Source organism: Clostridium algifaecis (assembly GCF_017874415.1).
Taxonomy (GTDB): domain Bacteria; phylum Bacillota; class Clostridia; order Clostridiales; family Clostridiaceae; genus Clostridium_B; species Clostridium_B algifaecis.
The window spans coordinates 93042-107509 of the sequence record NZ_JAGGLM010000006.1 but is presented as its reverse complement, the minus strand read 5'-3'; the positions used below and the strand labels follow the sequence as shown (position 1 = coordinate 107509).

At 28.4% G+C, this 14468-nt stretch carries 20 protein-coding genes and 2 pseudogenes; 18 read left to right on the top strand and 4 right to left on the bottom strand.

The window, feature by feature from the left end:
* Nucleotides 1–2 precede the first annotated feature (2 nt).
* The 15 genes and pseudogenes from J2Z42_RS06640 (at nt 3) to J2Z42_RS06585 (ending at nt 8555) form a co-directional block, all read left to right on the top strand.
* The gene (locus J2Z42_RS06640) at nt 3–548 is read left to right on the top strand and encodes an ImmA/IrrE family metallo-endopeptidase (protein WP_209701866.1); all 546 of its coding nucleotides are present in this window, start codon (nt 3–5) and stop codon (nt 546–548) included.
* 84 nt (nt 549–632) lie between these two features.
* A complete protein-coding gene (locus tag J2Z42_RS06635; RefSeq protein ID WP_209701865.1) occupies nt 633–845 on the top strand; it encodes a helix-turn-helix domain-containing protein in 213 nt (70 codons plus the stop codon).
* Nucleotides 846–1013, top strand: a complete 168-nt coding sequence (locus J2Z42_RS06630; protein ID WP_209701864.1) for a hypothetical protein — start codon at nt 846–848, stop codon at nt 1011–1013.
* 296 nt (nt 1014–1309) lie between these two features.
* Nucleotides 1310–1735, top strand: a complete 426-nt coding sequence (locus tag J2Z42_RS06625; protein WP_209701863.1) for a hypothetical protein — start codon at nt 1310–1312, stop codon at nt 1733–1735.
* 35 nt (nt 1736–1770) lie between these two features.
* Complete coding sequence (locus J2Z42_RS06620) at nt 1771–2775, top strand: type II TA system antitoxin MqsA family protein (protein ID WP_209701862.1); 1005 nt, start codon at nt 1771–1773, stop codon at nt 2773–2775.
* 176 nt (nt 2776–2951) lie between these two features.
* Nucleotides 2952–3080 carry a hypothetical protein gene (locus J2Z42_RS14665; protein WP_281063531.1) on the top strand — a complete coding sequence of 43 codons (129 nt, stop codon included), beginning with the start codon at nt 2952–2954 and terminating at the stop codon, nt 3078–3080.
* Entirely contained in the window at nt 3055–3357 is a 303-nt protein-coding gene (locus J2Z42_RS06615) for a hypothetical protein (protein ID WP_209701861.1), read from the top strand. The genes J2Z42_RS14665 and J2Z42_RS06615 overlap by 26 nt, the downstream gene beginning before the upstream one ends.
* Nucleotides 3358–3441: 84 nt before the next feature.
* Nucleotides 3442–3750 (top strand): UPF0175 family protein, encoded by a 309-nt coding sequence (locus J2Z42_RS06610; RefSeq protein ID WP_209701860.1) that lies wholly within the window; start codon nt 3442–3444, stop codon nt 3748–3750.
* Nucleotides 3743–4246, top strand: a complete 504-nt coding sequence (locus tag J2Z42_RS06605) for a PIN domain-containing protein (protein WP_209701859.1) — start codon at nt 3743–3745, stop codon at nt 4244–4246. Before J2Z42_RS06610 ends, J2Z42_RS06605 begins: the two co-directional genes overlap by 8 nt.
* Nucleotides 4247–4403: 157 nt before the next feature.
* Nucleotides 4404–4604: pseudogene (locus J2Z42_RS06600) on the top strand (ParB N-terminal domain-containing protein); the annotation flags it as partial.
* A gap of 295 nt (nt 4605–4899) precedes the next feature.
* On the top strand, nt 4900–5025 hold the full coding sequence (locus J2Z42_RS14660) for a hypothetical protein (RefSeq protein ID WP_281063530.1): 126 nt from the start codon (nt 4900–4902) through the stop codon (nt 5023–5025).
* 96 nt (nt 5026–5121) lie between these two features.
* Nucleotides 5122–5250, top strand: a complete 129-nt coding sequence (locus J2Z42_RS14655; RefSeq protein ID WP_281063529.1) for a hypothetical protein — start codon at nt 5122–5124, stop codon at nt 5248–5250.
* 119 nt (nt 5251–5369) lie between these two features.
* Complete coding sequence (locus J2Z42_RS06595) at nt 5370–6563, top strand: IS701 family transposase (protein ID WP_209701858.1); 1194 nt, start codon at nt 5370–5372, stop codon at nt 6561–6563.
* Nucleotides 6564–6675: 112 nt separating this feature from the next.
* Nucleotides 6676–7239 (top strand): annotated as a pseudogene (locus J2Z42_RS06590) (ATPase).
* 389 nt (nt 7240–7628) lie between these two features.
* Complete coding sequence (locus tag J2Z42_RS06585; RefSeq protein ID WP_209701857.1) at nt 7629–8555, top strand: DUF475 domain-containing protein; 927 nt, start codon at nt 7629–7631, stop codon at nt 8553–8555.
* A gap of 142 nt (nt 8556–8697) precedes the next feature.
* Here J2Z42_RS06585 and J2Z42_RS06580 read toward each other — a convergent pair whose 3' ends face one another.
* A complete protein-coding gene (locus J2Z42_RS06580) occupies nt 8698–8904 on the bottom strand; it encodes a small, acid-soluble spore protein, alpha/beta type (protein ID WP_209701856.1) in 207 nt (68 codons plus the stop codon).
* Nucleotides 8905–9155: 251 nt separating this feature from the next.
* On the opposite strand from J2Z42_RS06580, the gene J2Z42_RS06575 reads away from it, so the two are divergent.
* From J2Z42_RS06575 to J2Z42_RS06565, 3 genes are all read left to right on the top strand, one after another.
* Complete coding sequence (locus tag J2Z42_RS06575; RefSeq protein WP_501039603.1) at nt 9156–9635, top strand: superoxide dismutase family protein; 480 nt, start codon at nt 9156–9158, stop codon at nt 9633–9635.
* Between the two features lie 256 nt (nt 9636–9891).
* The gene (locus J2Z42_RS06570) at nt 9892–10731 is read left to right on the top strand and encodes an aldo/keto reductase (protein WP_209701854.1); all 840 of its coding nucleotides are present in this window, start codon (nt 9892–9894) and stop codon (nt 10729–10731) included.
* 223 nt (nt 10732–10954) lie between these two features.
* Nucleotides 10955–11905, top strand: a complete 951-nt coding sequence (locus J2Z42_RS06565) for an HD-GYP domain-containing protein (RefSeq protein ID WP_209701853.1) — start codon at nt 10955–10957, stop codon at nt 11903–11905.
* Nucleotides 11906–12063: 158 nt separating this feature from the next.
* Here J2Z42_RS06565 and J2Z42_RS06560 read toward each other — a convergent pair whose 3' ends face one another.
* The 3 genes from J2Z42_RS06560 to J2Z42_RS06550 are packed head-to-tail and all read right to left on the bottom strand — an operon-like array spanning nt 12064 to nt 14339.
* The gene (locus J2Z42_RS06560) at nt 12064–12879 is read right to left on the bottom strand and encodes a transporter substrate-binding domain-containing protein (protein ID WP_209701852.1); all 816 of its coding nucleotides are present in this window, start codon (nt 12877–12879) and stop codon (nt 12064–12066) included.
* Between the two features lie 35 nt (nt 12880–12914).
* Nucleotides 12915–13583 (bottom strand): amino acid ABC transporter permease, encoded by a 669-nt coding sequence (locus J2Z42_RS06555; RefSeq protein WP_209701851.1) that lies wholly within the window; start codon nt 13581–13583, stop codon nt 12915–12917.
* An 18-nt stretch (nt 13584–13601) separates the two neighbouring features.
* Nucleotides 13602–14339 (bottom strand): amino acid ABC transporter ATP-binding protein, encoded by a 738-nt coding sequence (locus tag J2Z42_RS06550; RefSeq protein ID WP_209701850.1) that lies wholly within the window; start codon nt 14337–14339, stop codon nt 13602–13604.
* Nucleotides 14340–14468: the final 129 nt, after the last annotated feature.

Below are 14468 nucleotides of genomic sequence, written 5' to 3'. Positions count from 1 at the left end.
ATGTGAAAAAAGGTACTGTAGTTATAAACAATGATTTACTTACAGAAGATCAAGAAGGAAGATGCAGATTTACTAACGGACATGAATGTGGTCATTGGATACTTCATAGAGAAATGTTTGAGACACATGAAAAGCAGCTTAATATTTTTGATATGCTAAATAAATTTAATATGCTAGATAAATTTAATATGCTAGATAATGAAGAAGCTAAATCAATAAAGTGTCTGAAAAGAAGTTTTGAAGATTATTCAGAGAAAAGAACATTTAAAACAGACAATGACTGGATGGAATGGCAGGCAAATTATACATCATCATGTTTGATAATGCCTAAAAGAACATTTATAATAGCGGCACAAAACATATTTAAAGAAGTCGGTATTGGTGATGGCTATATAACTTTAGATAGAGATTTTGATACTTATGAATTTGCAAATGATATGTCAAGAGAACTTGCTGGAATATTTAACGTATCAATACAGGCAGCTTCAATTAGGCTGAGGCAATTAAAACTTGTAAGGGAAGAAACAGCACAATTAGCGTATTGCTAATGTGCTGTTAAGTACATACTTTTTTAACTCTATGTTAGCAAATTAGCTAACAAGCATAAAAGATAACACAAGAGGGGGATAGTTATGGATTTAAATTTTTCAAAATTGAAAGAACTAATGGAGGTAAATGGTTTATCTCAAAATAAGTTAGCTGCCAAGGCTAATGTATCAAAAGGAACTATAAGCAGGGTTCTTAGTGGAAAAAGAGGCGTAGGCCGCAAGGTTGCAAGTGGACTTTTAAGAGTATTTCCAGAAGAGTCAGTAGATACTTTATCTAAAAAGAAAGGGGTGTTATAGATGGATATTAATATTAGGGTGAGAGTTGATTCTCCAGATATTATGAATGCTTTACTAGCTTTAGCTGAAGCATTACCACAAATGAAAACAGGGGTTCAAATAAAAGAAGAACCTAAAGAAGTACAAGCATCAAAAGAAAAGGAAGAAAAGCACATGACAGATTTTTAAGAAAAAATAAGACAAGCTAATTTCTAAACTGGTCGAATTCGACTAGTTTAGAAATTAAAAGTTAAAATTTATAGAGTTTGTATGTATAACATTATAAAAATAAAAAAAGTATTAGTTATTTGAAATGAATTTCTCATGGCTTTTTTAGTATAAAAAAATTGATGGCCTTAAAGAAAAACTATCAAACTAATGATACACAAATAAAAAATAAATGTATCAATTAATACAAAAATATTGTGAAATATGTATATTTAATATATAATTGAACTATAATATTATTAAGGAGAGATTGTAAATTGAGTTCTTTTAATACAGAAACAAAGAAGTATATAGATTTTACTTCAGATGAAATTAAGGAATACCTTGATAATTTTAGAAAATTAATTCTTGAGGGAAGATATATTATATCCAAAAATAAAAATAGAAAGGAAAATATAGATTTTATAGAGGATTATAAGGTAGATAGTAAAAAAGAAAAAGAAATTTTATTAGGCATTCAGTATGATGACTTTTGTTATGCTGTTGATAACTATAAAAAAGAATTTTCATATGAGAAGTTATACATATTTTGTAAAAAACACAAATTAGATAATTGGGGACCTTTAGAACTTGTAGACATATATATTAAAACAAATATTACTCAAACAAGAAAAGGCGATGATTTTATGATAGTTATATCATTTCATAAAAGAAATAAACCAATTAAATATTTATTTAAATAAAATAGTAAATTTGTGCGAATAAGGAGGAATTCAAAATGTTGGGTTTTTGTGAAAAATGCCATGACATGATTGAATATTCAATTAAAGAAGTTGATAAAAATAAGTCTATTAAAGGTAAAAATATAAAATATAAAGGTAAAGAAACCTATTGTAATGAATGCGGAGAACCAATATTTGTATCTGATATTAGAGATTATAATTTAAAAATGCTTGATAAAGCTTATAGAAAAGAAGAAAAATTAATTCTTGTTTCAGAGATAGAGGATATACTCAATAAATATGATATTGGTAAAAGACCATTATCATTGCTATTAGGGTGGGGAGAAGGAACATTAACTAGATATTTAAATGGAGATATTCCAACAAAACAATATTCAGATATATTAAAAAGGATCTTAGAAAATCCATCATATATGATTGAAATGTTAGAACAGAATAAAGGTAGAATTTCTGAAAGAGCATATAATCTTTGTAAATTATCTATAGAAAAAATTGAAGAAGACCAAAGAGCACTTACTATAGAAAATGAGGATAAAATAGACAGCATAGTTAAATATATTTTATATAAAAGTATAGATATAACACCTTTGGCATTGCAAAAATTGCTATACTATTGTCAGGGGTTCTATAAAGTTTTTAATGAACAATATTTATTTAATAATGATTGTGAAGCATGGGTTCATGGCCCGGTATATAAAGATATCTATCATAAATATAAAAATTATGGATACAATCCTATTGAAGAAAATATCGAATTTAGTGATATAGAACTAACTAAAATGGAAAGAGATATGATTGACAGCATAATTATAAACTTAGGATGTTATAGCGGAAAGATTTTAGAGAAAATGACTCATAGTGAAAAGCCTTGGAGAATTACTAGAAAAGGATTAGATGATAATGAATTGTCAGATAGAATTATTAATAAAGAACTAATAGGAAAGTACTTTAATGAAATAAAGATGAAGTATAATATGTTGAATATATCTGATATTAGAGACTACAGCACAGATCTTTTTAATAAAATAAATAACTTATAATGAGTAAAAAATTTAAAACTTGTCCGTTTTGTCCGGTTCATATGTGTTATTATAGTAGTATAGAAAAAGAATAAGAATTAGTGGCCTTGAGAGATAGAACTCTTAGGGCTTTTATTATACAAAAAATTAAGGCTTCAGACTTATGTTCTGAGGCTTTTGTTATTGCTGGAGGAATTATGAATAAATGTAGAGGATGTGTATGGAGCGACAAAATAGATGAAAATCATGTATTTTGTATGTTACCAAAATGTATAAGAAAAAGTAAGAGGGTTAATAAAAATGATAGACCTAGAAAAAATATATAATCTTTGTAATAGCTTTGAAATGTGTAATAGATCTGATGCTATTAAAAAGCCTGTTGCAAGAGGTATTAATAAAAATAATGCAATTAGGTATTACAATATTTGGAGAAGGCATTACTTAGAATCAAATAGAGATGACTTGAAACTATCAGGAATTTTTATAAAGCAAGGTAGAAATCAAAAAAGCCTTGAAGAATGTTCATATAAGAAAAGACAGGAATACTTACAAGCACTTAGCAAAAAACAGCTAATTAAAATAATACAGGCAGTGCTTAGATAAATATACAATTCAAATTATTTATATTATAGGGTATAATAAATAAAAGGGTTCATGTGATTTAATTAAATTAAGGGTGTGAAATAAATGAGTTCTGAAAAAGTAAAAGTTGATTTAAATTTATCTAATGACTTAATACCTCTTATAGAAGATTTAGGCCTTTCAAAATCTTTAAATGATAATATAACAATATCTATAGCAATTGCATTATTTACAAGTAAGTCAGTATCATTAGCACGTGCAGCTGAAATAGCAGAAATGGAGCTTGCAGATTTTATGACTTTACTTAAGAATAAAAATATACCATGGAATGAATATACAGAAGATGAATTTCGTTTTGATGAAATTGCAGTAAAAGATTTTAAAGATGAACTAGGAGAAAATAGAAATGATTAAAGCTGTATGTAATTCAAGTCCAATTATAGGATTAAGTATTATTAAGAAATTAGATTTACTATGGGAAATTTTTGATGAAGTTTATATTACAGAAGAGGTTTATAAAGAAGTAACAATAAATGAAAAGATTAGAAAAATAGGGTCAAAGGAATTAATTGAAGCCGTTAAAAATAATCATATAAAAATATATAGTGTAAAAAATAAGCTTTTGGTGGAGCAGTTATATGGAAGACTTCATAGAGGAGAACTTGAAGTAATGGTTGCAGCAAAAGAATTAAAAATAAAAAGAGTAATAATTGATGATAGATCAGCTAGGCATTTTGCAGAAACAATGTTATTAAGATCAATTGGATTAATGGGAATTTTATTATTGTCAAAAGAATATAAAAAGATTGAAAGCGTAAAGAAATATTTAGATATACTAATAGAAAATGGATTTAGAATGTCGGTAAAATTATATAATCAGATTCTAAAATATGCAGGAGAAATTGATTAACTATTGAAAAAACACAAACTCTCGGTAAAATTCCGGGGGTTTTTTAATGCATCAAAATATTTTAGAGGTGAAAGATTGGAGTTGTGCCGGAAAGGCTGGGTGGTCCCCGACCTGTAAAAAATCGCAAAATTCCATAGGAGGGTATAGGCTAAAAATCAAATATAAAAAACTTAAAAGATCAATTGAAACCTTTGGCTATGTTGAACCAGTAATTTGGAATAAGAAAACAGGGAACATAGTGGGAGGACATCAAAGATTTAAGGTTTTAAAGCAGGAAGGTGCTAAGGAAATTGAATGCGTAGTCGTTGATATAAGTTCAGATGAGGAGAAGGCATTGAATGTAGCTCTTAATAAAGTTTCTACACTTCTACTTTCAAGAAATATCTTTGGCCTAAGTCCTGTACTATCAAATAAGTTATCTGAAAATTGACGAATTCTATGACCTTCTCTTAGTAATAGAAATTCATGATTTTTAATGAGATTTATGTCTATTCGGGGATGTCAGTAGATTTGTGTAAAAACCAAATCTACTGACATTTTTTCGTATAGTTAATTGGTATATTTGGAATAATATACTTAAATAAATTTAAGGAGGAATTCCAGATGAAGGATTTCGAAATACCAGATATTAATTATAAGGAAGAGGTTAAAAAATGCAAGACTATGGAAGATGTAGTTGGGTAGTAGGTTATGTAGGAGAAAAACCTATAACTGTTAAAATAAAATTAGAAAATGAAGTGCAAATTATGATATATACGGGGTTTATTAAAAAGGTATAAACAATTAAGATTTTATAGGATAGACGGAAAATTGTTTATATAAGTGATGTATTAGGCTATAATATAATAAAAGTATTATTTGTTGGAGGAATTATTATGGAGAAGATAAATCAACAAAATAACTTATATGAGCAATTTTTGAGATATTCATATAAAGATCTAAAAGAACTATTTAAAAAAGCAAAAACGAAAGAAGAACAGGATTTTTATATTACATTACTATAGTTGAGAAAATTTCATAACATATATTTACAGTTAAAAATTTATAAAAAAATAGAGACAAATCTCACATTTTGTTGTATAAATTAATTTGCAGAAAAATTTTAACAACAGGAGTGAAGTAGATGTCTCATAAAAACATTTTAACAGAAAAGTCACCTATTAATCAATTTTTATTTAAGCTTGGATTTTTATTATACTTCTCAAAACCTGTGTTAAAACATATTGAGCAATTTATAAAAGGTTCTATTCAAAAAGGTTATAAAGGAACAGTAACGGATATTGTTCTTTTAAGCCTTGCTAACTGCCATAGAACTACTTTCGGTAAATTTTTAAGCCAGGGTGTCTGGAATATTACTTTTGCATGGAGAGCAATTAGAAAATTTGTTGTGCGTACAATTTATGAATGTTCATCATCCAGTTTACCTATATTTGCTATTTATGATGATACTATTTCTGAAAAAACTAAGCCCCAGTCAAAGGCTATTAATCCAATTGCGGAAGCAAGTTTTCATCACTCGCATTTAAAAGGAAAACAGGTATATGGACACCAGCTGCTTGCAACTATGCTTTCATGCGGTAAAAAAGTACTGCCATATTCCATTGAACGTTATAAAAAAGGTGAAAAGAGTAAAATACAGATGGTCTGCGATATTGCAGAAACTCTTCCTTCATCAAAAGGCGCAGCCTACGGCCTTTGTGACTCGTGGTTTACAAATAAACAGGTTATAAATGCTCATTTAAAAAAAGGTTATCATCTTATAGGTGCTTTAAAAACTAATCGCATTATCTATCCTCAAGGATTTCATATTCAGATTAAACAATTTACTCAATATATTGAAAAGAATGATGTTTGCCTCGTTACAGTAAACAATTCTAAATACTGGGTTTATCGTTATGAAGGTAATCTTAATGGTATTGATAATGCAGTAGTTTTACTATGCTGGCACAAGAGTGCTTTTAAAAAAAATGGAGCACTTCATGCTTTTCTGTGTACCGATATAGAATTAGATAACAAAACTATCCTTGAGTATTATAGTAAAAGATGGCCCATAGAAATATTTTTCAGGCAGACAAAAAATAACCTAGGTATTAATAAATATCAAGTTAGATCTACCAAATCTATTGATCGAATATTATTATTGATTTCTTTGACATATATTTACTGTTCAATACATGAGAATGTCAATGATTCCTTCGGAAAAGGACTTATATTAAGGAGAAATCAGGTTAAAAAAGATAATATTCAATGGATATATGAATCTGCTAAAAATGGTATTTCGTTTGAGACTGTTTTAAAAACTATGAAAGTTGCTTAATGATATTATAAATATATACTGTAAATATTTGTATTCATTTTTTCTCATTTATAATTACATTATCTGATTTGGTACTACAAAAGGAACAGGAAAGAGTAATAGGTAAAAAGTAATGGCTACTTATACTATATTTGCAGGAGTAAATGGGGCTGGAAAAACATCAATATATGAGTCTATTTATTGTGAAAGAGACAAAAATGAAAAAAGAATAAATACAGATGAGATGGTGGCAAGAATAGGTTCGTGGAAAGATAGCAATCTTCAAATTAAGTGTGCAAGAGAGGCTGTAAAACTTATAAATTACTATATTAAAAACAATATATCATTTAACCAAGAAACTACTCTTTAAGGCAAAAGTATTGTTAGAAATATAAGAAAAGCAAGGCAGGAAGGTTTTTATGTAGTGATGAATTACATTGGGGTTGATAATCCTGATGTTGCTAAAGAAAGAGTTAAAATTAGAGTTTCAAAAGGTAGACACGGAATTCCAGAAGAAGTTATAGAAAGAAGATATTATGAATCATTGGACAACTTAAAAAAGATATCAGATTTATGCAATGAAATAAATATATATGATAATACAAATAAATTTAGGCATATAGCTTATATATGTGATGGAGTAATTAAATGGAAAAGAGATATAATTCCTAAATGGAGTAGTCATATTTTAAAATAACACTAGTTTAGTATATTGAATATTGAGCTAGTTTTTTTATGTTCAAAATATCCAGAAAGTAAAAGAAATTGAAAGAATTTTAAACTGAGACACAATGGACAGCTCTTGGTCCGTCAAATAAAAAGATAAGATTTGCATGGTACATGGAAATTACAGCAAGCACAGATATTTTGAAGTTAAAGCAGATAAGAGTTAACTTATAATACGAATTAGTTGCTATACTTCAATGATTTAATTACTTAGATTTCATGATATACTAGAATTAATTAAGACACAATCGCAAATTTATATTATTAAAACTTAAAAGGTAAATATATAAAAAAAGAAAGTAAATAATAATATACTTACTTATTTAAAAACTGAAATTTTTATTTGAAAGGATTAATTTTATGGGAATTATATCAATCATTTTTATCACAATAGGCTTATGTTTATTTGAAGTAGTTTCAAGTATAGATAATGCTGTAATAAATGCTGAAGTTCTATCAACCATGTCTGAAAAGGCAAAAAAATGGTTCTTATTATATGGAATATTATTTGCAGTATTTGTAGTAAGGGGATTATTGCCTTGGGCTATTGTATGGGCTACAAATCAATCCCTTGGTCCTATAGGAGCATTAACTGCAACTTTTTCCAATGATCCACATATAATAGAATCTATAGAATATTCAACGCCTATACTTATGCTTGGAGGTGGAGTATTTCTTATATTCTTGTTTCTTCATTGGCTATTTATTGAAGATAAGCATTTAGGACTTGTAACTGAAAAATTCTTTCTTAAAAATGGTACTTGGTTTTATGCTGTTGTTTCGATCATTTTAGTTGGTATTGTAGCATTAGCTTTAAAATACAATCCAGTACTTGCTTTATCAGCTGTAATTGGATCATCTGCATTTTTTATAACCGATGGATTTAAAAAAAATGCAGAAGAAAACGAGAAAAAGTTGCTTAATAATACTAGCGAAATGTCCGATGTAAGCAAAATATTGTACTTGGAGATAATAGATACTACCTTTTCAATTGATGGAGTTTTAGGGGCATTTGCATTTACAATGTCAATTCCATTAATTATAGTGGGGAATGGTCTAGGGGCTATTGTTGTTAGAAAGATTACAATGGGAAGTATAGAGAAAATTAAAAAATATATTTATCTTAAAAATGGTGCTATGTACTCGGTACTATGTCTTGGCATTGTTATGGTTCTTGAAGGGTTTCATATTGAAGTACCTGAATACATTTCACCTTTGTTTACAATTTTAATAATAATATTCTTTTTCTTTAAATCAAAGATTTATGCTGGAAAAAATCTGTCGTAAAAATTAAAATATATGCTAACTCAACTTTCAAATGAATTATGATATATTAGAAATATTTAAATTTAAAGAATCAGAAGAACGTACTTAGATTTGATTTACACAAATCTAAGTACGTTCTCTAATAATAAGTTGAAAATGAGGGTTACTTATTAATTAAATTTTTTTCAAAAGCCTCTACCATTTTTTTAGTCATTAATCCACCAACAGGTCCTCCAATGGCTCCATTTAATTTGGAAGGATTGTCAGCTTTGCTGCCATTATTAAAATTAACGTCAAATTCATTTGCATATTCTGTTTTTAGTTTTTCTAACTTTTTTTTAGCCCCTGGAACTAAAGGTTTTCTACTCATTATTAACACCTCCATATCAGTATTAGTTTTATACTTTTACATAAAGATATACTTAGTAAATTATTCAGATAATTTAAAATACATCCTAATTAGTATACCTTTATAATCTATCCATAGTTGTAACAAATTACAATTAAATGAATAAAATAAATTAATTGTAATATTTAAATTTGGAGGTATTCATGAACTTTAATTATGCACGATGTCCTTTTTTGAACTATACTTACTATGGATATAGGAATGATGAAAATATGGATAGGCAGCGGACTAGAAGAGCTGTTGCAAATATAACAGGAGGACCATTGGCACCTAATATAAGAGGTAATGTAACATTTACAGATGTAAGAGGAGGAACTGAAGTTTCTGTTCAGATTAATGGACTTCCACAATATAGACCTGCAGGAGGAGGCAGACCACAAGTTGGACCTCATGGATTTCATATACATGAAAATGGAAACTGTAGTATAGGCGATTCTAGAGAACCATTTACAGCTGCAGGAGGACATTGGAATCCAACCAATCAGCCTCATGGCAACCATGCAGGTGATTTTCCGGTTCTATTTTCAAATAACGGCTATGCTAGAATGACCTTTTTTACTAATAAATTTAAAGTTGCTCAAGTTGTAGGAAAATCTGTAATAATACACGAAGGTCCAGATGACTATAGAACACAGCCAGCAGGGGGATCTGGCAGAAGATTAGCATGTGGTGTTATTCGTTGGATGAGATGATAATAAAAAGATAAAAGCATTTACCCAATTATTAAAAGTTAATGCTTTTATTTTTTTGAATAAAATAAGGGACAAAAGACAAATTTATAGATTAAATTGTATTGACACTGCTTATGAATTATAATTATAAAAAAAGGAGAACTTTACATATGAGTGAAGTATTAAACTAGGAAATAAAATGTATAAAATAATCCAATAATTATAATTTGGGATTAAAAATACAAAAATTATAGAGATTAAGGAGTGTGTATATTAAATGGAAAAAATCAAAGAAATGGAGTTAAATGATGGATTAAAAATACCTTCCATTGGCTTTGGAACCTATAAATTAAATGGTACTGATGGAGTAGAAGTAATAAAAAACGCAATTGATATGGGATATAGATTGATTGATACCGCATTTAATTATGAAAATGAAGGAACCGTAGGTGAAGCAGTTCGTCAAAGCTCTGTATCAAGAGATAAACTTTTGATTACTTCCAAATTGCCGGGACGTCATCATTCGTATAAGCAGGCAATTGTAACGGTTCAGGAGTCATTGTTTAGGGCTGGACTTGATTATTATGATCTATACTTGATTCACTGGCCTAACCCCAGAGTGGATTTATATGTTGAGGCATGGCAAGCTCTGATAGAATTAAAAAATCAAGGGCTGATTCGATCAATAGGTGTTTGTAACTTTATTCCGGAGTATATAGAACGATTGATAAAAGAAACAGGTAAAGCTCCAAGCATAAATCAGATTGAGCTCCATCCATATTTTAATCAAGAGAAACAGAGACTATGGGACTCAGAACATAAAATTGTAACAGAGTCATGGAGTCCGCTTGGAAGAGGAAATAGTATACTTAAAGAAGAAATTATTAATAAAATAGCTAAAACTCATAAAAAGTCTGTCTCACAGGTAATTTTACGCTGGCACCTGCAGCTTGGGGCAGTTCCAATTCCAAAAGCATCTTCAAGCAAGCACCAGCATGAAAATATGGATATTTTTGATTTTGAATTGTCAGAAGAAGAAATGAAAGGAATTTTTCAACTTACCCGTGAATCAGGAAGAAATAACAAGCAGGATCCCAGGACCTACGAAGAATTTTAGTGATTTAGCATGAATGTATTTTTGTGAAAGAGATTTTTAATCTTGAAAGTATATGTAAATTTAAAGATAATTAAATAAATTTATAGGTTTATTAATTTCTGATATAGTGATATAATTTGCTTATCTGATTTTGGAGATTATGATGAATTTTTTTCCATCAATTATTTAATTTAATTGGTGGCTTTTTTTATTAAATTTAAAAATATAAACAAGGGGGCAGAAAATGAATCCAAATTTAATATCAAGTTTCATATTAATTGTGTTAGGTGCAGTTATTATGAGTGTCAACATAAAAATAAGTTTTAACATATATAAGAAATTAAAACTAATACCTGTTAAAAGAAGAAAATCTATAAACATATTATGTGAAATCCATTTAACTTTAATATGTTTTTTCTTATTCGGATATTTATTAATGGCATTTTGTACAATAAGAGGACGCATCATAATAATTAGATTACTTCTTACTGGAGTTATATTATTTTTGGGGGCCATATTTGTATTTATAGGAATAATAATTCAATCTAAAATGTTAAGACTAATAGATGAAACATATATGCAAACAATTAGGTCTTTGACAAGGGCTATAGAAGTTAGAGATAAATATACTGAGGGACATTCAGAGCATGTGGCCAATTTAAGTATATTAATCTGTAAGAATTTATCAAAAAAATTTAATATGAAAATGATTGAATATGCAGGACTTTTACATGATGTAGGCAAAATAGGGGTACCAGAGTATATATTGAATAAACCAGGTAAATTGAGTGATTCTGAAATGAATATAATGAGAACTCATGCTAAAATGAGCAGAGATATTATTAAACCTATAAGTGGTTTTAATGAAATATCAGATTGGATACTATATCATCATGAACGTATGGATGGAAAAGGATATTATCATATAGATGCGGATAATATTCCCATACAATCTAGAATTATAGCAGTTGCGGATACTTATTCTGCATTAGTTACAAATAGACCTTATAGAAATGGAATGGAACATAATAAAGCGATTAGAATTATGAAAGAATGTGCTGGTACGCAGCTTGATAGTGGAATTTTAAATACATTTTTAAATATACCTATTAATGAAGTAAAAAAATGTATGGTGAAAAATTTTAATGAGGTTGCAAAAGAAATTGATGAAAGTTTAGAAAAATTCAAATTATAAAAATATTGTATGATTATCCATATGATTTAATAAATGGGAATATTTTATATTGAATAGTTTAAAATAACTAGATATTAGCATAACAATGCTTCTATCTAGTTATCATTAAAATTATAGTGTTTTTAATATTTTTGTTTTTTAGTATTAATGAATTTTTATTATTTATCAGTTGTTATGTCCGAACCAAACCATTTTTCTGATATCTTCTTTAATGTTCCATCTTGTTTCATTGCTTTTAATGTTTTATTTATTTTTTCTATTTTTTGTTTATTCTGGTCATTTTTAAGCATTGGAAAAGCATTTTGCATCTTTTCTATAGGTTGTTCTGCCAATTGAAGATTGTAATTCGAACGTTTGATTGTATCCATTATTGCAAGTTTATCTTCAACTAAAGCATCTGCTCTTCCAAGGTTTACTTCTGAAAAAATTGAATTGTAATCACTATATTGCTTTATTTTTACAGATCCACCTTGACTATTATATTTTTCTATTGCTTTGTAAAAGTTCATTCCTGATTCAACGGCTACAGTTTTTCCGTTTAAATCCTTTAAAGATTTTATAGAATTATTTCCTTTTTTAACAGCTAGCTGAACTCCTGAATATACATATGGATCTGAAAAATAGTATTTTTGTTTTCTCTCAGGAGTTATTGTTACCTGATGGGCAATAGTATCTACCTTACCTGAATCAAGCATTCCTATAAGACCATTCCAGTTGGCAATCACATATTGTACTTTCCAGTTGTTTCTTTTAGCTATTTCATTCCATACATCAATTTCCAATCCTTTTACTTTGTCCTGGCTTTCACCCTGGTTTATGAATGCAAAAGGCCTGTAATCTGTAGAAGTTCCAACTTTAATTGTATTTGAATCATTTGATGAAGTAGTACTGCTAGTACTACTGCTGGAACATCCACTTAATACTCCTATTGCCAGTAATGATGTTAAAATTAGTGTTAATATCTTTTTCTTCATTTTTAGACCCCCATTATAAAAATAATATATTTAAATTATGAATAAGCTTTTGATAATTTTTTCTCTATTATTCTCTGAATGAAATTAAATATTTCAACTACTATCCAGTAAACTATAGCAAGAGCTAAATAAGTTTCCATAACTTTAAAGCTTGAAGCTGCATCCATCTGAGCTCTCGCGAGAATTTCTGTAAGTCCAAGAACAAATGCGAGAGAAGAACTCTTTAATAAATCCACAAATTCATTTCCTATACCTGGTACAGCTATTCTAATGGCTTGAGGATATACAATTCTTTTAAATGCCTGCAATTGGGTCATACCTATAGATAATGCGGCTTCCAATTGACCTTTAGGCACAGATTCTATTGCCCCTCTTATAATTTCAGTCATATATGCAGAACCACATAAACTTAAGCCAATTATCATTGCACCAAAAGGTGATATGTTTTTTAGTGGTTTTATTATTTGAGGTATACCATAGTAAAATATGAATAATTGTACAAGGAGAGGTGTACCTCTAAAAAATGATATATACACATTGATTATTTTTGTTAAAATTTTGATGTTTAAAAGCTTTATTGCTACAAAAATACTTGCTATTATAAAACCGATTAATGTTGATATGATAGACATAGAGATTGTATAATGCAGATATTTAATTAAATCTGGAAATATTTTAAGAAAATATACTAAATCGAATTTCATTTTTATAACTCCTTATTTTTATTTAAGTTCAACTTGTTTTAAAAATTTAATTGTTCTTTCATTTTTAGGATTATTGAATATTTCGTCAGGTGTACCCTGTTCAACAATAGTCCCTCCATCAATAAATACAACTCTGTCAGCTGCTTCTTTGGCAAATCTCATTTCATGAGTTACTATAAGCATGGTTGTATCTTTCTCTGCAAGCTTTTTTATTACAGCTAGTACATCTCCAACAAGTTCCGGATCAAGAGCTGATGTAGGCTCGTCAAAAAGCATTATATCAGGATTTACAGCCATTGCTCGTCCTATTCCTATTCTTTGCTGCTGGCCTCCCGAAAGCTTTGATGGATAATAATCTTTTTTATCTTGAAGTCCAACTTTTGATAATATTTCAAAAGCCTTTTTTTCTGCTTCATTTTTGTTCATATTTTTTACCTGTGTTAAAGGCTCCATAATATTTTCAATTGCAGTTTTATTATAAAAAAGATTATAATTTTGAAAAACCATAGATGTATGTTTTCTAAGTTCATGTATTTCTGACTTACTAGCTTTTTCAGCATCTATTTTTAAATTTTCAATTTCTATTGACCCCTTTTCAGGAGCTTCAAGAAAATTTATACATCTTAATAAAGTTGATTTCCCTGTACCAGAAGGTCCAATTATAACTACAACTTCACCTTTTTTTACATCAAGGTTAATACCCTTTAGAACATCGACTCCATTAAATTTTTTATGGAGATTTTTTATTCTTATCATATTTATTCCTCCAGTATTATATTTATAATGAAAATAGAATATAAAATAAAACTCTTGCCTCTATTCAGAGACAGGAGTTTTTCTGCTATTCCACTCTGTTTATTATGTTATACATAATAATCAAATTTA